This window comes from Ruegeria sp. YTSC192 (assembly GCF_059609705.1).
In genome coordinates this window covers 74,886-94,666 of record NZ_JBXWMG010000001.1, presented here as the reverse complement: position 1 = coordinate 94,666, position 19,781 = coordinate 74,886, and the positions used below count along the sequence as shown (strand labels likewise).

Annotated in this window: 21 protein-coding genes; 15 read left to right on the top strand and 6 right to left on the bottom strand. The window is 59.6% G+C overall.

All coding sequences use genetic code 11. The annotated features are described in order from the left end of the window. The 3 genes from ggt to AC2FD8_RS00430 all read right to left on the bottom strand — a co-directional run bounded on the left by ggt (position 1) and on the right by AC2FD8_RS00430 (position 2,615). On the bottom strand, positions 1 to 1,578 hold the full coding sequence (gene ggt / locus AC2FD8_RS00440; protein WP_496854007.1) for a gamma-glutamyltransferase: 1,578 nt from the start codon (positions 1,576 to 1,578) through the stop codon (positions 1 to 3). A 228-nt stretch (positions 1,579 to 1,806) separates the two neighbouring features. Further along, the gene (locus AC2FD8_RS00435) at positions 1,807 to 2,262 is read right to left on the bottom strand and encodes an ATP-binding protein (protein ID WP_496853898.1); all 456 of its coding nucleotides are present in this window, start codon (positions 2,260 to 2,262) and stop codon (positions 1,807 to 1,809) included. 14 nt (positions 2,263 to 2,276) lie between these two features. Further along, entirely contained in the window at positions 2,277 to 2,615 is a 339-nt protein-coding gene (locus AC2FD8_RS00430; RefSeq protein ID WP_496853899.1) for an STAS domain-containing protein, read from the bottom strand. A 100-nt stretch (positions 2,616 to 2,715) separates the two neighbouring features. Here AC2FD8_RS00430 and AC2FD8_RS00425 point away from each other — a divergent pair, with 100 nt between their 5' ends. The 11 genes from AC2FD8_RS00425 to rarD all read left to right on the top strand — a co-directional run bounded on the left by AC2FD8_RS00425 (position 2,716) and on the right by rarD (position 15,343). Next, on the top strand, positions 2,716 to 3,888 hold the full coding sequence (locus AC2FD8_RS00425) for a thiolase family protein (protein WP_496853900.1): 1,173 nt from the start codon (positions 2,716 to 2,718) through the stop codon (positions 3,886 to 3,888). A 93-nt stretch (positions 3,889 to 3,981) separates the two neighbouring features. Beyond that, positions 3,982 to 4,434, top strand: a complete 453-nt coding sequence (locus AC2FD8_RS00420) for a GAF domain-containing protein (RefSeq protein WP_496853901.1) — start codon at positions 3,982 to 3,984, stop codon at positions 4,432 to 4,434. 141 nt (positions 4,435 to 4,575) lie between these two features. Then, complete coding sequence (locus tag AC2FD8_RS00415; RefSeq protein ID WP_496853902.1) at positions 4,576 to 5,145, top strand: helix-turn-helix domain-containing protein; 570 nt, start codon at positions 4,576 to 4,578, stop codon at positions 5,143 to 5,145. Beyond that, positions 5,145 to 5,768 (top strand): LysE family translocator, encoded by a 624-nt coding sequence (locus tag AC2FD8_RS00410; RefSeq protein WP_496853904.1) that lies wholly within the window; start codon positions 5,145 to 5,147, stop codon positions 5,766 to 5,768. Before AC2FD8_RS00415 ends, AC2FD8_RS00410 begins: the two co-directional genes overlap by 1 nt. 4 nt (positions 5,769 to 5,772) lie before the next feature. After that, entirely contained in the window at positions 5,773 to 6,153 is a 381-nt protein-coding gene (locus tag AC2FD8_RS00405) for a GFA family protein (protein ID WP_496853905.1), read from the top strand. 15 nt (positions 6,154 to 6,168) lie between these two features. Continuing rightward, positions 6,169 to 8,619, top strand: coding sequence for a GcvT family protein (locus AC2FD8_RS00400; RefSeq protein ID WP_496853906.1), 2,451 nt, complete (start codon positions 6,169 to 6,171; stop codon positions 8,617 to 8,619). A 97-nt stretch (positions 8,620 to 8,716) separates the two neighbouring features. Continuing rightward, a complete protein-coding gene (locus tag AC2FD8_RS00395) occupies positions 8,717 to 9,769 on the top strand; it encodes an alcohol dehydrogenase family protein (RefSeq protein ID WP_496853908.1) in 1,053 nt (350 codons plus the stop codon). A 12-nt stretch (positions 9,770 to 9,781) separates the two neighbouring features. Beyond that, entirely contained in the window at positions 9,782 to 10,675 is an 894-nt protein-coding gene (locus AC2FD8_RS00390) for a homocysteine S-methyltransferase family protein (protein ID WP_496853909.1), read from the top strand. A 17-nt stretch (positions 10,676 to 10,692) separates the two neighbouring features. Next, positions 10,693 to 11,676, top strand: a complete 984-nt coding sequence (locus AC2FD8_RS00385; protein WP_496853910.1) for a GlxA family transcriptional regulator — start codon at positions 10,693 to 10,695, stop codon at positions 11,674 to 11,676. An 89-nt stretch (positions 11,677 to 11,765) separates the two neighbouring features. After that, positions 11,766 to 14,219 (top strand): GcvT family protein, encoded by a 2,454-nt coding sequence (locus AC2FD8_RS00380; protein ID WP_496853912.1) that lies wholly within the window; start codon positions 11,766 to 11,768, stop codon positions 14,217 to 14,219. A gap of 218 nt (positions 14,220 to 14,437) precedes the next feature. After that, complete coding sequence (gene rarD, locus AC2FD8_RS00375) at positions 14,438 to 15,343, top strand: EamA family transporter RarD (RefSeq protein WP_496853913.1); 906 nt, start codon at positions 14,438 to 14,440, stop codon at positions 15,341 to 15,343. On the opposite strand, the gene AC2FD8_RS00370 is transcribed toward rarD, so the two are convergent. Continuing rightward, complete coding sequence (locus AC2FD8_RS00370; protein WP_496853915.1) at positions 15,334 to 16,044, bottom strand: SGNH/GDSL hydrolase family protein; 711 nt, start codon at positions 16,042 to 16,044, stop codon at positions 15,334 to 15,336. The genes rarD and AC2FD8_RS00370 overlap by 10 nt on opposite strands. 2 nt (positions 16,045 to 16,046) lie before the next feature. Continuing rightward, positions 16,047 to 16,457 carry a nuclear transport factor 2 family protein gene (locus AC2FD8_RS00365; protein ID WP_496853916.1) on the bottom strand — a complete coding sequence of 137 codons (411 nt, stop codon included), beginning with the start codon at positions 16,455 to 16,457 and terminating at the stop codon, positions 16,047 to 16,049. A gap of 95 nt (positions 16,458 to 16,552) precedes the next feature. Between AC2FD8_RS00365 and AC2FD8_RS00360 the strand changes: the two genes are divergently transcribed. After that, a complete protein-coding gene (locus AC2FD8_RS00360) occupies positions 16,553 to 17,200 on the top strand; it encodes an RluA family pseudouridine synthase (protein WP_496853917.1) in 648 nt (215 codons plus the stop codon). A gap of 2 nt (positions 17,201 to 17,202) precedes the next feature. Here AC2FD8_RS00360 and AC2FD8_RS00355 read toward each other — a convergent pair whose 3' ends face one another. Continuing rightward, on the bottom strand, positions 17,203 to 17,394 hold the full coding sequence (locus AC2FD8_RS00355; protein WP_496853918.1) for a hypothetical protein: 192 nt from the start codon (positions 17,392 to 17,394) through the stop codon (positions 17,203 to 17,205). Positions 17,395 to 17,503: 109 nt separating this feature from the next. Between AC2FD8_RS00355 and AC2FD8_RS00350 the strand changes: the two genes are divergently transcribed. The 3 genes from AC2FD8_RS00350 to AC2FD8_RS00340 all read left to right on the top strand — a co-directional run bounded on the left by AC2FD8_RS00350 (position 17,504) and on the right by AC2FD8_RS00340 (position 19,770). Then, positions 17,504 to 18,196, top strand: coding sequence for a helix-turn-helix transcriptional regulator (locus tag AC2FD8_RS00350; protein ID WP_496853919.1), 693 nt, complete (start codon positions 17,504 to 17,506; stop codon positions 18,194 to 18,196). A gap of 126 nt (positions 18,197 to 18,322) precedes the next feature. After that, the gene (locus tag AC2FD8_RS00345) at positions 18,323 to 18,994 is read left to right on the top strand and encodes a YiaD family glycine zipper/OmpA-like lipoprotein (RefSeq protein ID WP_496853920.1); all 672 of its coding nucleotides are present in this window, start codon (positions 18,323 to 18,325) and stop codon (positions 18,992 to 18,994) included. Between the two features lie 230 nt (positions 18,995 to 19,224). Continuing rightward, positions 19,225 to 19,770, top strand: coding sequence for an NADPH-dependent FMN reductase (locus tag AC2FD8_RS00340; protein ID WP_496853921.1), 546 nt, complete (start codon positions 19,225 to 19,227; stop codon positions 19,768 to 19,770). Positions 19,771 to 19,781: the final 11 nt, after the last annotated feature.

The following is a 19,781-nucleotide window of genomic DNA, read 5'->3' as shown; positions in this document are numbered from 1 at the left end:
TCAATATCCCAGCGCGCAACCGTCCTTTCTGGGGTCACTTGCCCCCTCCAAAACACCATCTTCACGGATTCGTATGGCCTGTGCGCCGCCCAGTGGGGTTTCTGGTGTTTCCACAGTGTGGCCCATTTCGCTTAATTGTTGAGCTACCGCGTCGGGGAACCCGCGCTCGAGCTTCAGGATGCCTCCGTCGGCGAAGGCGCGGGGGGCGTTGATGGCCTCTTGCAGGTCAAAGCCGAAATCCATCAGGTTTGACACGAACCGGGCATGTCCCGTGGGTTGATACGCCCCACCCATAACGCCGAAGGGCATCATCACGCGGTTGTTCTCGGCCAGCATACCGGGAATGATCGTGTGCATCGGGCGTTTGCCGCCGCTCAACTCATTTGGGTGCCCAGCCTGAAGGGTGAAGCCCGCCCCTCGGTTTTGCAGCAAGATGCCGTATTTCTCGGACGCGATCCCCGAGCCGAAGCTGTGGAAGATCGAGTAGATCAGCGAGACAGCCATCTGATCGCGGTCGACGACGGTAATGTAGACGGTATCCTTGTGGATCGCCTCGGTCAGAGGCGCGGCTGCTGGCATAGCGCGTTTCGGGTCGATCAAAGCCGCGAGGGCTGCGGCGATGTCTTTGTCCAGAAAGCGCTCGGCCCGCGCCATATGGTCGGGATCGGCGATGAAGCGGTTGCGTGCGTCATAGGCCAGTTTTGTAGCTTCGGCCTCGATATGCACCCGTTCCGCGCCCAATGGGTCCATGCTGGCAAGGTCGAAATGCGTGAGGATATTCAGCAGCAAGATCGCCGTTGCACCTTGGCCATTTGGGGGGTGCTCGACCAGATCAACGCCCTGATAGGTGCCGCTCATCGGATCGGACGGGGTGCATCGGGTCGATTGAAAATCCTCGGCGGTGTGCAGACCCCCCAACGCGGAAAGCGCGGCGATCATATCTGCTGCGATTTCACCTGAATAGAAGGCCTCCCGACCATCCTTTGCAATACGTCGCAGAACCTCAGCCTGTTTTGGCGCGCGAAAGACCTGACCCGTCTTCGGGGCCTGTCCTTGGATCAGATAGTGGTCACGCGCGACCCCTTGAAGGGTCGGCTCGCCATTGTGCCAATCGAAAGAAACGCGTGGAGCGACCGGAACACCCTGTTCTGCATAGTGAATGGCCGGTTGCAGAATGGCATCCAGCCCCAACCGGCCTTCGGTTTGGCTGAGATTACAGAAGGCGTCGACCGCGCCCGGGACCGTTACCGAATCCGGACTGGTCAAAGGCACCGAGGTCAAGCCCCGATCCCGCAATGCGCCGGCTTGCGCCGCAGCAGGTGCCCGGCCCGAGCCATTCAACGCGCGGATCTGGGTTTCCCCCGCGCGGTTGTAGAGGACAAAACAATCGCCGCCCAAACCGGTCATCTGCGGCTCGCAAATTCCCAGCAAGACCGCCCCGGCAATGGCTGCATCCATGGCATTGCCGCCGCGTTCCAGAATGTCGACGGCGGCTTTCGCCGCAAGCGGGTGTGAGGTCGCACACATCCCGTTTGTGGCCAAAACTTCGGACCGGCCCGGCTTGTGCAAATCCCGCATCATCATCCCCTTCCTTTGAACACCGCGAACGTATCGCGCAGGGAACAATTGTCCAGTTCTTCAATGAGGGGAGGGAGGTTCCTCGGCGCCGTTCACTGGGTGGGGGCTGTGACACTTGGCGCCGAGGGAAGCTATCTGAGCTACGGGAATATGTTTGACAGTCGTTTGGGGCGGCGCAATGGTTCGAAAAAGGTCTTATTGTGGCCATTTCGCGTCAAATCCCTTGGGTCAATCGGGCGTTGGGACGTCGAACCGCAGTGACAACAGGTTGAAGCCATCGCGACGCTCATACCGAATCTCGCTGGTCAGTTGGTGAATCAGATACCATCCAAACCCCCCTTCTGGCAGGTCCTGCAGGCTTGTTTCAACCAGCGCCGGGGTCCCGTCCGGAGGTTTGCAGCCGGGCAGAGGGCGACCGGTGTCAGAGATCAGAATGTCCAGCTGGTTGTGCTCTAACCGGCAACAGACCTGCACTTTGGCGGGTTCAATGCCAGAATAGGCATGCTCGACAACGTTGTTGATCGCTTCTGCCAAGGCAATTTTCACGTCATCCGCCTTTTCGACAGGCAAGCCGTGGCGGGCCAGACCGGCGCTCAACGTCGCGATTCCGGCGCTGGCTTCCGCTTCAATCGCCGGAAAGCTCAGCTGCAGGCAGGTTGGATCATTGGTCGGCGTTACACACATCTGCGTTGGCCGCGTTACTCTACTTGCGCCGACAGCGCGTCGTCCAGCGAATCGAATAATCTGAAAACGGTGTCCATTCGCGTCAGGCGAAACACTTTTTCGACCACAGGCTGCAGCCCGGCCAGATCCAGCCGACGCTCACTGCCGATTTGTTTCATCGAGGCGACGATGGCCCCCAATCCACTTGAATCAATGAATTCCACGCCCGCCAGATCCAGAACGATGCGGATCGCGTCGGTTTCTGTTTCGCGGCGCATGTCCTCCTTGAACTGGATGGCGATAGCTGCATCAATCCGTTCCAAGTGAACGGTGATGATCTGCGCCTTGTCGGTTGTAGTGCTGGTCAGCCCCATGATTGAGCGCCCTTTTCAGCTGAAATTGCGTCGTAGAAATACGCTAGACGGCAAATCTTACCATTCGGTATTCAAGATGCGGCAAAAGGAGGGATTTCGGATGAAAGACGTAGTGATCGCAGGCGCGGCCCGTACACCCATGGGAGGGTTTCAGGGCATGTTCGATGGTGTTCCCGCTGCCGACCTTGGCGGAGCCGCGATTCGCGCTGCCTTGCAGCAGGCGGATACGGACACTGTCGACGAAGTCCTGATGGGCTGTGTGCTTCCGGCGGGGCAGGGACAGGCACCAGCGCGTCAGGCGGGATTTGCAGCCGGGTTGGGCGAAGAGGTGCCAGCCACGACCCTCAACAAGATGTGCGGCTCGGGTATGAAAGCCGCCATGATCGCCTTTGACCAGATCGCGTTGGGTTGCACCGATACCATGGTCGCAGGCGGGATGGAGAGTATGTCGAACGCGCCCTATTTGCTTCCCAAGATGCGCGGCGGTGCGCGGATCGGGCACGGGCAGGTCGTGGACCATATGTTTCTGGATGGGCTTGAAGATGCTTATGACAAAGGCCGTCTGATGGGAACATTTGCCGAAGACTGCGCTGAAACCTATCAGTTCACCCGCGAGGCACAGGACGAATATGCGTTACAATCCCTCTCGAACGCACTGACTGCGCAGGATAATGGCGCGTTTGATGGGGAAATCGCCCCGGTCACGGTGCAAACGCGCAAAGGGGCGCTTGTGCTTGAAGCGGATGAACAGCCCAAGTCCGCCCGGCCCGAGAAGATCCCGACACTGAAACCAGCCTTCCGTCAGAATGGTACAGTAACGGCGGCAAACTCCTCCTCCATTTCCGACGGAGCGGCGGCACTTGTTCTGGCCTCTGCCGAGGCAGCGCAGGCGAAAGGGCTGACTGTTCGCGCGCGCGTCTTGGGCCATGCAAGCCACGCGCAAGCGCCGGGCCTTTTCACAACTGCTCCGGTTCCTGCGGCGCAAAAGCTGCTGGATCGTCTTGGCTGGACCAAAGATGATGTGGACCTGTGGGAGGTGAACGAGGCCTTCGCCGTGGTTCCGATGGCCTTCATGCGTGAAATGGGCCTGCCGCGCGACACCGTCAACGTCAATGGCGGGGCCTGCGCTCTGGGTCACCCAATCGGGGCATCGGGGGCCCGGATCATGGTCACGCTTCTGAACGCCCTGGAAAAACGCGACCTGAAGCGAGGGGTCGCTGCGATCTGTATCGGCGGCGGCGAGGGCACGGCCATCGCCATCGAACGCGTTTGACGCTTCATCTTTTTACAAATACTCCGGGGGTGAATTGAGCCTTAGGCTCAAGAGGGGGCAGCGCCCCCTTCCCCCGAACGGAGCAGTGCCAACATGACGGTCGACTACGACAGCCTCGCCAAGACAATCGCCTCGCTGACCGAGGGCGAAACCGATCAAATCTCTCTGATGGCGACAATCGCGTGCGAGGTGCATCACGCCGATGATCGGTTTAACTGGACGGGGTTCTACCGCGTCACCGAACCGGACCTGCTGAAAATCGGCCCCTACCAGGGCGGCCACGGCTGTCTGGTCATCCCGTTCGCACGCGGCGTGTGCGGCGCAGCCGCGCGCACGGGCGAAGTGCAGCTGGTGCCTGATGTGGACGCATTTCCGGGTCATATTGCCTGCGCGTCTTCTACGCGGTCAGAGCTTGTTTTGCCCGTACGCGATGCCTCGGACGCGGTTATTGCCGTGTTTGACATCGACAGTGACCAGCCGGATGCCTTCACGGATGTGGACGCGTCCGAACTGACCAAAATTCTTCAGAACGTGTTCTCCGCTTAACAGCAACCCCAACTAAACTGTTATGGAGCTTGGGTTTGGGTCCTGATTTGCGACCTCTCATGAAAAAGAGCTTTGAAATTTCACGAAATTGAGACATCGTGAAAAATGAAAATGAAATTTCACGAGAATCGGAGTCTGACCTTGAACACGCAAACCCCTCAGCGCGCGACGCTCGGAGCGGACTTGCGAGCTTTGCGCAAGGCAAGGGGTTTGACGCTGACTGAAATTGCCGAACGTCTGAACCGCTCGGTCGGGTGGCTTAGTCAGGTCGAAAGGGACATGTCCGATCCTTCAATCTCGGACCTGCGTCAGATCGCAGAATGCCTGGGCGTTCCCATGTCGATGCTGTTTGCGCATTCCGCCGCCCCGGTCGAGGAGCAAGGCTACGTGGTTCGCGCCGTGTCACGACGACCAATGGGTTCAGATGAAGAAGGCCTGATCGAGGAGCTGCTTTCACCGGATCTGACCGATGATTTCGAAATGGTGCATTCCACGTTTGAGCCCCGATCCAAAATGCAAAAATCCGCAGACCGACCAACGCAGGAGGTCGGCTATATCGTCTCGGGCCAACTGGACCTGACGATCGGCGCGCGGCACTTCACCGTCGGGCCGGGCGACAGTTTCCGAATAAAGCATGAGCCCTATCAATGGGCGAACCCCTATGATGAGCCCGCCGTGGCCATCTGGGTCATTGCGCCGCCGGTATACTGATGAGCTTTGAGGCCTGGACCATATTCGCGCTGTTCTGGGTGGTGTTCGTGACCACTCCGGGGCCGAATGCGGTAAATTGTATCTCAAACGGCATGAGCTTGCCCTTCCCGAAGGCGATGCTTGGGGTGCTTGCGATCCTGACACAGGCCAGTGTGTTTCTGATCTTGTCCGCGTTGGGCATAACGGCGCTGATCGCGGCCTCACCTACCGGGTTTCTTGTCGCCAAGCTGATCGGGGCCGGGTTCCTGATCTGGATGGGTATTCGCGGTTGGCTCAACGCCAGCAAGCCAGCGCCTGCGTCCGAGCGGCCCGCGCGCCATGTCTATCTGCACGCGCTGGCGGTCGCCACGATCAACCCGAAAAGTGTGGCCGGATACCTTGCGGCGTTTTCGCAATTCGTCCAGCCCGACGCGCCGATCTGGCAACAGATGGGGGTGATCATGCCAACGGCTCTGATCATCACGACGCTCAGCTATACCGGCTTCACCCTGCTGGGCGCGCTGATGGGCAAGGCTGCGCTGGGGGCCGTGTTCAACGTTTGGGTCCGACGGATCATGGCGACCTGTTTCATCATCTATGGTGTGTTGCTGGGCACCAGCACGACGCCAACAGCAAAGGGGTAAAGACATGCACACCGGTTCCTGCCTCTGCGGCAAGGTTGCATTCACCATTGATGGTGATCTGACGCCGCCCAACGCCTGCCACTGCGGACAATGCCGCAGGCAATCGGGGCACCTGTGGGCGTCTTGCGTGACGCATCAGGACAATCTCAGCCTGACCACCAGCGAAACGCTGGGCTGGTACCGCGCCTCTGACATCGCCAAGCGTGGCTTTTGCAGCGCGTGCGGCTCGTTCCTTTTCTGGCAGCACAATGACGAGGACACGATTGCAGTTTCCATCGGTTCACTGGACGAGCCGACCGGTTTGAGGCTCGCCCGGCACATCTTTGTCGCCGACAAGGGCGATTACTACGACATCACGGACGATCTGCCCCAACGGGCACAGTAACAGGGATCAAGACCAATGAGTGATTTTCCGACAAAAGCCCGCGTGGTTATCATCGGTGGCGGTGTGGTGGGGGCGTCGTCCCTGTACCATCTGGCCAAGAAAGGCTGGACCGATTGTGTCCTGCTTGAAAAGAACGAACTGACCGCCGGTTCGACCTGGCACGCGGCGGGTAACGTTCCGACCTTCTCGACCTCGTGGGCGATCATGAACATGCAGCGGTACTCGACCGAGCTGTATGAGCGGCTGGGCGATGAGGTCGATTATCCGATGAACTACCACCAGACCGGATCAATCCGGCTGGCGCATTCGAAAGAGCGGATGCAGGAATTCGAACGTGCCTGCGCAATGGGCCGGTATCAGGGCATCGGGATGGAAATGCTGACGCCTGAACAGGCGAAAGAGCGGTATCCGTTTCTGGAAACCCACGATCTGGAAGGCGCGTTGTTTGATCCCAGCGATGGCGATATTGACCCGGCCCAGCTGACACAGGCGCTGGCCAAGGGCGCGCGGGACATGGGCGCACGCATTCTACGCTTTACCCCGGCAACCGGTGTGACCCAGCATGATGACGGGACGTGGACCGTACATACCGAAAAGGGCGATATCGCCTGTGACTATGTAGTCAATGCCGCTGGGTATTACGCACAGCGCGTGGGCGAATGGTTCAAACCCTATGGCGGTCGCACCGTGCCGATGATGGTGATGAGCCACCAGTATCTGCTGACTGAACAGATCAGCGAGCTGGAAGATTGGTCAAAGGCCAATGATGGGAAAAAGCTGCCGCTGCTGCGGGATGTAGACGTGTCCTATTATCTGCGGCAGGAAAAGAATGGCATCAATATCGGCCCGTATGAGCCCAACTGCCGCGCCCATTGGGATGTGGACAGCGATCCGATGCCCGATGATTTCAGCTTTCAGCTGTGGTCCGACGACCTTGAACGGATCGAAGATATCGTGGCCGATGCGATGGAACGTGTGCCGGTCACGCAGACAGCCGGTGTCAGCCGGATCATCAACGGCCCGATCCCCTATGCGCCGGACGGCTTGCCGTTGGTCGGCCCGATGCCCGGTGTCAGAAACGCGTTCGAGGCTTGTGTCTTTACCTTCGGCATCGCGCAGGGCGGCGGCGCAGGCAAAGTGCTGGCCGAATGGATCGTCGACGGCGCGACCGAATGGGACATGTGGGCCGTCGACCCGCGTCGTTACACCGATTACACCGACCACGATTACTGCGTGCAAAAAGGGATGGAGGTTTACGGCAACGAATACGCCATGCACTTCCCGCACCACGAATGGCCCGCCGCGCGCGACAAGAAGCTGTCGCCAGTCCACGCCAAGGTCAAAGAACTGGGTGGCGTCATGGGTGCCTACAATGGCTGGGAACGCGCCAACTGGTTTGCCAAGCCGGGCGACGACACCTCGCTGGACGCGACGCACACATGGGGTCGCTCGGGTCCATGGGAGAGCCGTATCAAGGAAGAATGCGAGGCGGTGCGCGACCATTGCGGTGTGCTGGACTTGCCGGGCTTTTCGCGCTTCATGGTCAAAGGTGAAGGTGCTGCCGAAGCTCTGCGTGGCCTGATCACCGGTGGTCTGCCCAAGATTGGTCGCATCAACCTCGTCTACATTTCGGACGACCGTGGCCGTATCCTGACCGAGATGTCCTGCATCCGTCTGGGCGAGGATGAGTTCGTGATGATCACCGCTGCCACCGCGCAGTGGCATGACCGTGACATCCTGATCTCCGCAATGCCAGTTGGTGTTTCCGTCGAGGACGTCACCACCACCCGCGATACGCTGATCGTGACTGGCCCGAAATCGCGCGAAATCCTCTCGGGCCTCAGCGATGCGGATCTGTCCACTGGCTGGCTGACGCATCAATCCGCGACGGTTGCCGGCAAACCGGCCTTCCTGATCCGCGTCTCCTTCGCCGGAGAGCTGGGTTGGGAGGTTCACGCCCTCAACGAAGATATGCCCGCGATCTACGACGCGATCCTTGACGCGGGTGCAACCCCGTTCGGTATGTACGCCCTGAACTCTCTGCGGATCGAGAAAGGCTACCGTGCGTGGAAGGGCGATCTGTCGACCGATTATTCGTTGCTGGAAGGTGGGCTTGAGCGGTTCGTTAAACTGGACAAACCACAGGACTTCCCCGGCAAGGCTGCGATCCTGAACGAAAAGCAGCAGGGCGTAAAGAAATCCTTCGTCACGCTGGTTGTCGAGGCCGGTGACTGCGACGCGCCTTACATGTCTTGTGTATCGCACAATGGTGAGATCGTGGGCGAGACCACCTCGGGCGCATGGGGCTATCGCGTTGGCAAGTCCATCGCGCTGGGCATGGTCAAGACCGAACTCGCAAACCCGGGCACAGAGCTTGAGGTCGAAATCTACGGCCAGAAGTACCGCGCCGTTGTTCAGGAAGACCGGCCGCTCTGGGATCCCGCCAACGAACGCCTGCGCGCCTGATCCCTTTGGGGATTGCCAAATTGGCACAAAACTCCAAGCTGGGGCCCAAGGTGGGCCCTTGCCTGCCTTTCACCAAAGTCCAAATCGGAAGGCTGAAATGACGATCCCTGCACATATGTCTGGCGTTTACCTCACCCATCACGGCGGGCCGGAGGCGTTGCAATGGCGCGAAGATATTCCCGTTCCACAGCCCGGTACCGGGCAGGTTCTGGTGCGTGTCGCGGCTGCCGGGGTCAACAACACCGATATCAATACGCGGGTCGGGTGGTATTCTTCGGATGTAACCGGGGCCACCGATGCCGTTGATCAGGATGTCGACGCCGGAGGGTGGGGCGGCGCGCTGCAGTTCCCTCGCATTCAAGGCGGCGACCTGTGCGGTATTGTCGAAGCAGTCGGTCCGGGCGCAGGGTTCCACCCCGGTCAGCGCGTGACCTGCCCAATCAATCTGCCGCGCCCGCGACCCGGCCATCCGCAGGGGTTCATTGCGTTGGGGTCCGAGATCGACGGAGCCTTTGCCCAATACTGTCTGGTCGAGGCGGATGATCTCTACGATGTCTCTGCCTCGCCCCTGTCAGATACCGAGATCGCGGCCATTCCCTGCGCCTTTGGCACGGCCGAGAACCTTTTGACCCGCGCCGGGGTCACCGCTGGCCACAAGGTGTTGATCACAGGGGCTTCGGGCGGTGTCGGGCTGGCGGCCGTACAATTGGCCCGCCTGCGCGGGGCATCTGTGTTTGGCACTACCGGTGCTGCCAAGGCCGAGGTTGTGAAATCCCAAGGCGCGGTTGAGACCTTTGATCGCGATGCTGTGTTGCCTGCAGATATGTTTGACGTGGTGATCGACGTGGTTGGCGGCCCAAAATGGGCGGGTCTCGTGCTGGCCCTGAAGCCCGGCGGGCACTATGCTGTATCAGGTGCGATTGCAGGCCCGATGGTGCAGGCCGATCTGCGCGACATCTACCTGCGCGACATCACCATTCACGGCTGCACTCATCAATCGCCTGAGGTGTTTGGCCGTCTGGTCGAGCTGATGAATGCCGGTCGGATCAAACCTTTGATTTCCCGCACCTATCCCCTAAAGGATATCGCCAAGGCGCAAGAGGATTTCCAATCCAAAGCGTTGCCGGGGAAATTGGTGCTGATCCCGTAAGGAGTTTATGACATGGCCGAAATCACTCTGTTGGATGGTTCGATCGGGCAAGAGCTGGTCAAACGCAGCGGTAAACGTCCGACGCCGCTTTGGTCGACGCGGGTGATGATCGATCACCCGGAACTGGTGCGCGAAGTACATGCCGAATATTTCCGACGCGGTGCCACTGTTGCGACGACGAACACCTATGCCGTCCACCGCTCGCGCCTTGTGCGCGAAGGGATTGAGGATCAGTTGGCGCAATTGATTCACACTGCTGTGTCTCAGGCCGATCTGGCACGGGCGGGCGGAGGCGGTCGGATCGCGGGATCGCTTGGGCCGCTATTGGCCTCCTACAGACCTGATCTTGAACCTGATCCGGAGGAGGCCGGGCGCAAATTCGCCGAACTGGTCGCGCTTATGGTTGAGGGCGTGGACCTGTTTCTGATTGAAACTGTCTGCTCTGTCATGGAGGCCGAAGGCACCCTGCGGGGCACAGCTGGGTGTGGTAAACCGGTGTGGCTGGCCCTGTCTCCGATGGATGAGGACGGAACGCGTCTGCGATCCGGTGAGCCGTTGGATCAGATTGCCCCCTTGGTCGAGCGTTACAAACCGCAAGCCGTGCTGATCAACTGCACCCGCCCCGAAGCGGTTCCGGCCGCGCTTAAGATATTGTCAGAGATGGGACTGCCCTACGGCGCTTATGCAAACGGATTCACGCATATCGCTGATGGTTTTTTGCAAGACGCCCCCACGGTTGATAGTCTCGCACAGCGCCACGATCTAAGCCCCGATGCCTATGCCGACCACGCCATGGCCTGGGTCGACCAAGGCGCAACAATCGTTGGCGGATGCTGCGAAATCGGTCCGGATCATATCGAGGCCCTCGCGCGCCGCCTGCATTCAGCCGGTCATCGGATCGTCTGAACCGACAAGGGAACGGTATGTCCGAGACACCATCGCCAGCCTCTGCCGAGCGTCAGACCAACCCCGTGCATTTCGACATTCTGGTCGCGCCGGGCTTTGTGCTGCTGGAACTCGCGTCGCTGGTGGATGTTCTGCGGATTTCCAATCGGGTATCCGCAACGCCGCCGTTCACCTATACTTACCGGTCCCTACGCGGTGGTCCCGTGGCCAGCAGCAGCGACGCAACGGTTCAGACCGAAACCGTGCCAACCCAACCCGATGCCACCTATCTGTTTGTGATCGGCAATTCGGACCCGGATCACCCCGACCTGTCTTTGGGCCGGGTGGTGTCGAACTATACCTATCGCGGTGCGCAGGTGTTTTTGCTGGCCGAAGCGGCAAGCCGGTATATCGACGAACAGGGCACCGCCGATCTTGCAACCCATTGGGAAAATGCCTCGTTTCTGCGTGAACGCGGCGCGCGGTTCGAGGCGAAACTGTCCATCGCGACCGAACGTGGCGCGGTCGTCACCTGTGCAGGCATGGGGGCCACCGCCGATATCGCACTGGTCGTGATCGGGCGGCATATTTCGGGGCCCACACAAATGACCGTGGCGGACGTCATGCTGCATGAAAACATCCGCGATTTTGCGTCGATGCAGCCGTTCTCGGGCGCAAAAAACACCGCGACTGGGGATAAGAAACTGGATCAGTGCATCAAGCTGATGCAGACCAATATCGAAGATCCTTTGCCGATTCAGGATCTCGTGGACAGCCTGAATACCTCGAATCGATCTCTTGAGCGGAAGTTCAAGACGTTCTTCGGCACTACACCCAACAGGTTCTATCGTGAAATGCGGTTGGCCAAAGCCAACAACCTTTTACTGAACACCACCATGAGCGTGCGCGAAATAGGCTTGGCCTGCGGTTTCCCGAACGGTTTCTCATCGGTTTACCGCAGTTTTTTCGGCGTGACGCCCATTGTGATGCGCCAACAAAAGAGACAAGCCGCGCAGAGATGATTATTGCGGGTGCGATGACGTTTTTGATGGATTCCGCGCCGATTTTTCATGCCATTCAGGGGGGAACCTGAACGAACGGAGTCTGCATTATGGTTGATCTTCCCAGCAAGGCCCGCGTGGTCATCATCGGCGGCGGCGTGATCGGATGCTCGGTTGCTTATCACCTGACCAAGAAGGGCTGGAAAGATGTTGTGCTGCTTGAGCGTAAGCAGCTGACCAGCGGTACCACCTGGCATGCAGCCGGTCTGATCGCCCAATTGCGCGCGACGGCGAACATGACCAAGCTGGCGAAGTACAGTCAGGAACTCTATGGCGCGCTTGAGGAAGAAACCGGTGTCGCGACGGGCTTCAAACGCTGTGGCTCGATCACTGTCGCGTTGACCGAAGAGCGCAAGGAAGAGATCTACCGTCAGGCCGCCATGGCCCGCGCCTTTGGGGTCGAGGTCGAAGAGATCTCGAACGAGCGCGTGGCCGAGCTGTATCCGCATCTCAACATCGAAGACGTCAAAGGGGCCGTGTATCTGCCGCTGGACGGGCAAGGCGATCCGGCGAACATCGCGCTGGCTCTGGCCAAGGGTGCGCGCCAACGCGGTGGCATCGTGAAAGAGCGTGTGAAGGTCACCGATGTCGTCAAGCAAGGGCGCAAGGTTACCGGCGTTGACTGGGTGGCCGACGATGGCAGCGCCTCAGGCCATATCGAATGCGATATGGTGGTGAACTGCGCCGGGATGTGGGGCCACGAAGTGGGGCGGATGGCGGGCGTGAACGTTCCGCTGCATGCCTGCGAGCATTTCTACATCGTGACCGAAGGCATTGACGGCCTGACCCAGCTGCCAGTTCTGCGCGTTCCGGATGAATGCGCCTACTACAAGGAAGACGCGGGCAAAATCCTGCTAGGTGCGTTTGAACCGAACGCCAAGCCTTGGGGCATGAATGGTATCCCCGACAGCTTTGAATTCGATCAACTGCCCGAGGATTTCGACCATTTTGAACCCATCCTCGAAGCGGCAGTGAACCGTATGCCGATGCTGGCCGAAGCCGGGATTCACACCTTCTTCAACGGTCCCGAAAGTTTCACCCCCGATGACGCCTATCACCTGGGTCTTGCGCCCGAGATGGACAATGTCTGGGTTGCGGCGGGTTTCAACTCCATCGGTATCCAGTCGGCCGGGGGCGCGGGCATGGCGTTGGCCGAATGGATGGACAGCGGCGAGAAGCCGTTTGATCTGGGGGATGTTGACATCAGCCGGATGCAGCCCTTTCAGGGCAACAAGCAGTACCTTTTCGAGCGCTCGAAAGAGACTCTGGGCCTGCTCTACGCCGACCACTTTCCCTACCGTCAGAAAGCCACTGCACGCGGCGTGCGGCGAACGCCGTTCCACCATCACCTGTTGGGGCAAGGCGCGGTCATGGGGGAATTGGCCGGTTGGGAACGGGCCAACTGGTTCGCCAATGACGGGCAGGAACGTGAATACCAATATAGCTGGAAGCGTCAGAACTGGTTCGAAAATTCTGCCGCAGAACACCGCGCCGTGCGCGAGAATGTCGGCATGTACGACATGTCGTCCTTCGGGAAAATCCGCGTCGAAGGCCCCGACGCCGAGGCATTTATGAACTACATCGGCGGTGGGGACTACTCGGTGCCGAATGGCAAGATAGTTTACACTCAGTTCCTGAACCGCACCGGTGGGATCGAGGCGGACGTAACCGTCACCCGCCTGACCGAGACCGCCTATCTGGTCGTCACGCCAGCCGCGACCCGTCTGGCGGATCAATCATGGATGCAGCGCCATGCAGGCAACTTCAAGGTCGTCATCACGGATGTGACCGCCGGCGAAGGCGTTCTGGCCATCATGGGGCCGAACGCGCGCGCTTTGCTCGAAAAGGTCTCGCCCAACGATTTCTCGAACGCGACCAACCCATTTGGTACTGCACAAGAGATCGAGCTTGGCATGGGCCTCGCCCGCGCGCACCGCGTCACCTATGTAGGAGAGCTGGGGTGGGAGATATATGTCTCTTCAGACATGGCAGGACATGCGTTCGAGACGCTGCACGCAGCCGGGCAGGATATGGGTCTTAAGCTGTGCGGTATGCACATGATGGACAGCTGCCGCATCGAAAAGGGCTTCCGCCATTTTGGGCACGACATCACCTGTGAAGACCACGTTGTTGATGCTGGGCTTGGTTTTGCCGTGAAAGTCGACAAGGGCTGCGACTTCATCGGCCGCGAAGCGGTGATCGCACGCAAAGAGAGCGGACCCAAAAGCCGTCTTGTGCAGTTCAAGCTGACTGATGCCGAGCCGCTGTTGTTCCACAACGAACCTATTGTGCGCGATGGTGAGTATGTCGGCTACTTGAGTTCCGGCAACTACGGCCACACCCTTGGTGGTGCTATCGGTTTGGGCTACGTGCCGTGCGAAGGTCAAAAAGCTGCGGATGTTCTGGCATCGAGCTACGAGATCGACGTTTGCGGTGTCAAAGTGAAGGCCGAGGCATCTTTGAAGCCGATGTATGATCCCAAGTCCGAGCGCGTGAAGGTCTGACCCGCAGAACATGGGGGCTCTGCCCCCGCCGCGGCAAGCCGCGACTCCCCCGGGATATTTAGGGCCAGATGAAGCAGGGGATCCGGTCTTCATCTGGCTAAAAACACGACTTCGAAGCCGACCCATCACAATTCGTTATGTGCGACTTCACTGTTTTCAGAGTTTTCATCCTCTCCTGAACTGCCGTAGATGGGTCCGATACCTGTCGGAGATTTCCCGTGGCAAATGCCTCCTCACCCTCGCAGCATGCGGACACCCCAAAGGGTTTTGCGCTGGCGGTTTCCGCCTATGTCATGTGGGGTTTCCTGCCTCTCTATATGAAAGCCCTCAGCCATATTGGCCCGGTTGAGGTTGTAGCGCATCGGGTCATCTGGTCGGTGCCGGTGGCGGGGCTTCTGCTGGTCATTCTGGGGCGGACCCGAGACCTTAGGGCGGCGTTGGGCAATCCCAAGATGTTGGGTATGGCGGCTTTGACGGCGGCGCTGATTTCGGTGAACTGGGCGATCTACATCTGGGCGATCTCAACCGGCCATGCGTTGGATGCGGCACTCGGGTATTACATCAACCCTTTGTTCAGCATCGCTTTGGGCGCTGTGTTATTGCGAGAACCTTTAACGCGCATGCAGTTGGTCGCTGTCGGGCTCGCGGCTTTGGGTGTTCTGGTTCTGGTGGTTGAGGCTGGGCGCCTTCCTTGGGCAGCGCTGGGTTTGATGGTGAGTTGGGGTTTTTATGCCTTCTTCAAAAGGTCTTTGCCGATTGGTCCCAATCAAGGGTTTCTGCTTGAGGTTCTGATCCTTTTGATCCCCGCAATCGCCTATTTAACGTGGCTGTGGGTTCAGGGGGCGGGGCATTTCGGGGTGTTGGCCTCGGATACTGTCTTGCTGTCTTGCGCCGGTATCGTGACGGCTGTTCCTTTGCTGGTCTATGCCAACGGGGCCAAACTGGTCAGGCTGTCGACGATGGGTATCCTGCAGTTTATCGCACCCACCATGATCTTCATCACCGCTGTTGCCTTGTTCGGAGAACAGATCGACCGGGGCCGCATGATCGCCTTCCCCCTGATCTGGGCGGCGCTTGTTGTGTACTCGATTCCGATGATCCGGCAGGCGCGGGCTCAGGCCTGAAGCAGAAGCCGCGCCGCCCTCTCGGCCCAAATCTTATAGGCTTTGGGACTGGGGTGGTATCCATCCGGCGCGGCCAGAGCCGGATCATCCGGTAAATCCAGCGACAGGTGTCTGAGTTGTGGATGGGCGGCGGCGACCTGTTGCAGGCCACGATCCAAGCGAGAGGATTGTCGACCCAATACCCAAGCCAGGGGATGGGGCAGGGACGGAAAGCGGTTCATCTGCGGTACAGCCGTAACGACAACGCGTCGCGCGCCGAGGCGTTGGGTCAGTATTCTTGCCAACTGGTTTTGTCGTTCGATGAAGCGCGCATAGGTCACGCCTCGGGTCACGTCGTTCACGCCGAGCGCGGTGACAACCGCATCAAATGTGCCATCAACCGCCTGTAACCTTTCAAGCGTGTCTCGGGTTGTGTGCCCGGTTGTTGCTTCAAGCCGCCATTCGACCGAATGATGCCGCGCCAAGTGTTTAACCAAATGGCCTGACAGCGCTTGATCCTGTGTTCCCGCGCCAACGCCTGCGGCAGAACTGTCGCCCACGATCAACAGGCGCAGGAGCGGTCCGCGACCCGTTCGCCCCTCGCGCGGACCAATCGGTTCTGGCAACAGTTGGGCTTTGCGGCGCACAGCCAAACCCTGAGCTGCCAGAATCGGCAGCAGGGGCACACGCAGAATCTGATCGGCGGCAAGCGGATTTGACATGATCAGCTCAGGGCGGATTTGAATTCCAGGAACCTTGGGTCGGTCATTATGCGGGCCATCATCGCCTCACGCAGGGCACCTATGGTCTTGTGAGGGCGCATGACGACCTCGAATTGCTGGATCAAACCCTCGTCGTTCAAGGTGATCAGGTCCACGCCGACCGCATCCAGATCTCCGACCTTGCATTGAAACTCCAGCGCCCAGTCATTGCCGTTGCCCATGATCCGTCGGTAGCGGAAGTCGGAAAACACCTTGCCCACATGGCCCAACACAGCCGCAACCGGCGCGCGGCCGGTCCATGTACTGTAGTAGGTGGGCGGCATGAAGCGGACGTCCTCGGCCAATAGTTCGTGAATGAGGGCTTCGTCCCCTTTGGCGACAACCTCTTGCATACGTTCGATTGTTGGATGCATGTCCTCTCCCCTTTTTGCCTCAACGGTTCACGATACGCGCCCCACACGCAAGGACGACGTTGCGGGAAGGGACGCCGTGGGATAGGCACGCGTGCATGAATGAGACCTACGATCCCCCCCAGACACCGCTGGATGTGCTGCATGAAGATGCGCAACTGATCGTGGTGAACAAACCCTCGGGCTTGTTGTCGGTGCCGGGGCGCGGTGCGCATTTGGCGGATTGCCTGCTGACCCGCGTGCAGGCGGTCTTTCCGCAGGCCCTGCTGGTGCATCGGTTGGACAGGGATACCTCGGGCGTGATGGTCTTTGCACAGACGCCCCACGCGCAACGCAATCTGAGCATGCAGTTCGAGCAGCGCCAGACCCGCAAAACCTACATTGCCCGTGTTTGGGGGCGGGTTGAGGCCAAAACGGGCACGGTTGATCTGCCACTGATCGTCGACTGGCCGAACCGGCCGCGCCAGATGGTGTGTCATGACACGGGCAAACAGGCCGTCACAGATTGGCGCGTCGTCAAATACGAAGGCGATACGACGCGCGTGCGTTTGTTTCCGAAAACCGGCCGCTCACATCAGTTGCGTGTTCATATGCTGGCCTTGGGTCACCCGATTCTGGGCGACCCGTTCTATGCAGAAGGCGCAGCGCGGGATTTCCCGCGCCTTATGCTGCACTCTGAAGAACTGCGCGTGAAAAGCCCCGAGGGCGGCGTGGCGATGAAGTTTCGCGCCAAGGTAGATTTCTAGCCTCAGGCCACGTTGGTCCATAGCAGTTTGAGGTTCCCGAGGGAAAACCGCCGGGAACGTTTACGGCGCGCTTGCTGCGCGCGGTGTCGATCTGCGACCAGTTCACGTTCGATCTCATAGGCGCGAAGGGTGTGATCTTGCGACCAGCGTTCAAGTTTCAGGTGCATCAGAACATGGTTGTCTAGACTTGGCATATTGGGCCTCCGGGTTGTTGAAATCTGACCCAACCTCGCGCACCACTCCTGACACCCTCTTGTCAGGGGGATGTGCTAGGCTGTCAGCAGTTTGACAGGAGGCCCCGACATGAGCCGCTCGACCCGGTTGTTCGAAATTATCCAGATGCTCAGGGCCGCAGATGCGCCCGTGACGGCCGATCAACTGGCCGAAAAGCTTGAGGTGTCCACGCGCACGGTTTACCGCGATATCGCCGAGCTGCAGGCGCAGCGTACACCGATCGAGGGCGAGGCAGGCGTGGGCTATCTGATGCGGCGCGGCTATGATCTGCCGCCACTGAATTTCGACGCCGAAGAGGTTGAGGCGCTGTGGGTCGGGCTGTCGATGCTCGCGCGGACCGGGGACAGCCATCTGCAACGGGCGGCGCAGCGCATCTGTGACAAGATCGACGCGCTGCATTGCCCTGCCGACTGGTTGCAGGTCTCGACCTGGGGTGCGCCGGTTGATGACCCCGCGAAAGGGTGCATCCCGGTGGCCAGCTACCGCCAAGCAATACGGGCCGAGCAGAAACTGCGCATCACCTATGTCAACGGTGCGGGCGAACGCTCGGAACGGGTCGTGCGGCCTGTGGCTCTGATCTACCATATCGAATGCACGATGCTGGCAGGATGGTGCGAGCTGCGGGGCGGGTTCCGGCATTTCCGGACAGACCGTATCTGGGCCTGCGAAGACACGGGCCAGAGTTTCCGGGGCCAAGGCCGTTCGCTTAGGGATTTGTGGCACGAGCAGGAGCGCAACGATCTGGCCGCGCAGCCTGCCTGATCCGGCATGGGAGGGGATTCGCCGACTTCACCGCTTTGTTGCTTGAGCCTGCGCAACGCTGCCGTGATATACTGATCTGCAACAAGGCAAACCCGATCAACGGGGGCCGGAGCAGAAGGTGATACCATGACGATTTCCAAGTTTTTTCTGGCAACCGGGCTATGCTCGGCCATGGCTTTGGCAGCCTGTACCGATCCGGGCACGTTGAACCTGCCCGCCGATCCGAACCAGAACGCCAAACAAGGTGCGATTCTGGGTGGTCTGGTCGGTGCCGGCGTCGGTGCGATCGCAAATGGCTCGGACCCGCTGTTGGGGGCGTTGGCTGGCGGTGCCATCGGTGCAGCTGGAGGAGGCCTGATTGGCAACCAACTTGATAAACAGGCCGCTGAGCTACGCCAGCAATTGGCCAATGACGGGATCACCATCGTCAATGCGGGCGACCGGCTGATCGTTACCGTTCCGAACGACATCACCTTTGATACCGACAGTGCCACGGTTCGCCCGGCATTGCGCTCCGATCTGGTGCGGGTTGGTCAGAACCTCGTGAACTATCCGAACTCGAACGTGCAGATTATCGGTCACACCGACAGTGATGGCGAGGCCTCTTACAACCAAGGCCTGTCCGAGCGTCGCGCCAACGCGGTCGCGGACATCCTTCAGGCGAACGGTGTGAATTACAGCCGGATCGCTACCATCGGACGAGGTGAGAACAACCCGGTTGCCTCGAATCTGACGCCGGAAGGCAAAGCGCAGAACCGCCGGGTCGAGATCGTGATCGTACCCAGCGCAAACTCGTAAATCCATGTGCATTTGGGGCAGCCGTCGGGTTGCCCCTATGTCGCTTCGGGTTAAACCTGCGACACGAATACCCTGCCACGCTTTCAGCATTCTCGGGACATTCGTGTCACTTGATGATTCAGGTAAAACCCGAAACGCCTTAAGCGCGCATTAGCTGTGCAGGAAATGGGGTTTGGATCGGGCGCGTCTCGGTCTACCTATTGGGAAACACTGAAACGGAGTTTCCCGCAATGTCCCAACCGACCCTCCTTGGCCTGTCCGGTTCCCTGCGTCAGACGGCAACAAACCGTAAGCTTCTGCGCGAGGCCGCACGCCTTTTTGATCCCGCCAGCTTTGTCGAAGCGGATCTGAACCTGCCCCTTTATGACGGGGATCTGGAAGAGGGTGAGGGCATCCCAGCCGCTGTGCAAACGCTGGCCGACCAGATCACGCAGGCCGATGCGGTGATTATCTCCACGCCGGAATACAACAAGGGGCCGTCGGGCGTTTTGAAGAATGCGCTGGACTGGGTCAGCCGCACCTCAGGCAATCCTTGGGCCGACAAGCCGGTTGCGGTGATGTCCGCCGCAGCGGGCCGGGCCGGAGGCGAGCGCGCCCAGATGATCCTGCGCGCTTATATGGTGCCATTCCAGCCGCGCATTCTGCAAGGCCCCGAGATCCATCTGGCCGACAGCTCCAACGCGTTTGACGACGTGGGGCGGCTGACGAGTGAGCGCTATGAAAAGACCATACATGCGCTGATGCAAAAACTGCGGGCTGAGGTCGGGCGTCTTTAGGCGGATACGGT

What these genes read in the sequence shown, in the direction of transcription:
- AC2FD8_RS00370 (WP_496853915.1), bottom strand. Translation starts at nt 16,044, where the DNA reads ATGTCAAATCCGCTTGCCGCCGATCAGATTCTGCGTGTGCCCCTGCTG.
- AC2FD8_RS00350 (WP_496853919.1), top strand. Translation starts at nt 17,504, where the DNA reads ATGAGCCGCTCGACCCGGTTGTTCGAAATTATCCAGATGCTCAGGGCC.
- AC2FD8_RS00385 (WP_496853910.1), top strand. Translation starts at nt 10,693, where the DNA reads ATGTCCGAGACACCATCGCCAGCCTCTGCCGAGCGTCAGACCAACCCC.
- AC2FD8_RS00365 (WP_496853916.1), bottom strand. Translation starts at nt 16,457, where the DNA reads ATGCATCCAACAATCGAACGTATGCAAGAGGTTGTCGCCAAAGGGGAC.
- AC2FD8_RS00410 (WP_496853904.1), top strand. Translation starts at nt 5,145, where the DNA reads ATGAGCTTTGAGGCCTGGACCATATTCGCGCTGTTCTGGGTGGTGTTC.
- AC2FD8_RS00355 (WP_496853918.1), bottom strand. Translation starts at nt 17,394, where the DNA reads ATGCCAAGTCTAGACAACCATGTTCTGATGCACCTGAAACTTGAACGC.
- AC2FD8_RS00405 (WP_496853905.1), top strand. Translation starts at nt 5,773, where the DNA reads ATGCACACCGGTTCCTGCCTCTGCGGCAAGGTTGCATTCACCATTGAT.
- ggt (WP_496854007.1), bottom strand. Translation starts at nt 1,578, where the DNA reads ATGCGGGATTTGCACAAGCCGGGCCGGTCCGAAGTTTTGGCCACAAAC.
- AC2FD8_RS00420 (WP_496853901.1), top strand. Translation starts at nt 3,982, where the DNA reads ATGACGGTCGACTACGACAGCCTCGCCAAGACAATCGCCTCGCTGACC.
- AC2FD8_RS00435 (WP_496853898.1), bottom strand. Translation starts at nt 2,262, where the DNA reads ATGTGTGTAACGCCGACCAATGATCCAACCTGCCTGCAGCTGAGCTTT.
- AC2FD8_RS00425 (WP_496853900.1), top strand. Translation starts at nt 2,716, where the DNA reads ATGAAAGACGTAGTGATCGCAGGCGCGGCCCGTACACCCATGGGAGGG.
- AC2FD8_RS00340 (WP_496853921.1), top strand. Translation starts at nt 19,225, where the DNA reads ATGTCCCAACCGACCCTCCTTGGCCTGTCCGGTTCCCTGCGTCAGACG.
- AC2FD8_RS00400 (WP_496853906.1), top strand. Translation starts at nt 6,169, where the DNA reads ATGAGTGATTTTCCGACAAAAGCCCGCGTGGTTATCATCGGTGGCGGT.
- AC2FD8_RS00360 (WP_496853917.1), top strand. Translation starts at nt 16,553, where the DNA reads ATGAATGAGACCTACGATCCCCCCCAGACACCGCTGGATGTGCTGCAT.
- AC2FD8_RS00390 (WP_496853909.1), top strand. Translation starts at nt 9,782, where the DNA reads ATGGCCGAAATCACTCTGTTGGATGGTTCGATCGGGCAAGAGCTGGTC.
- AC2FD8_RS00380 (WP_496853912.1), top strand. Translation starts at nt 11,766, where the DNA reads ATGGTTGATCTTCCCAGCAAGGCCCGCGTGGTCATCATCGGCGGCGGC.
- AC2FD8_RS00430 (WP_496853899.1), bottom strand. Translation starts at nt 2,615, where the DNA reads ATGGGGCTGACCAGCACTACAACCGACAAGGCGCAGATCATCACCGTT.
- AC2FD8_RS00395 (WP_496853908.1), top strand. Translation starts at nt 8,717, where the DNA reads ATGACGATCCCTGCACATATGTCTGGCGTTTACCTCACCCATCACGGC.
- AC2FD8_RS00345 (WP_496853920.1), top strand. Translation starts at nt 18,323, where the DNA reads ATGACGATTTCCAAGTTTTTTCTGGCAACCGGGCTATGCTCGGCCATG.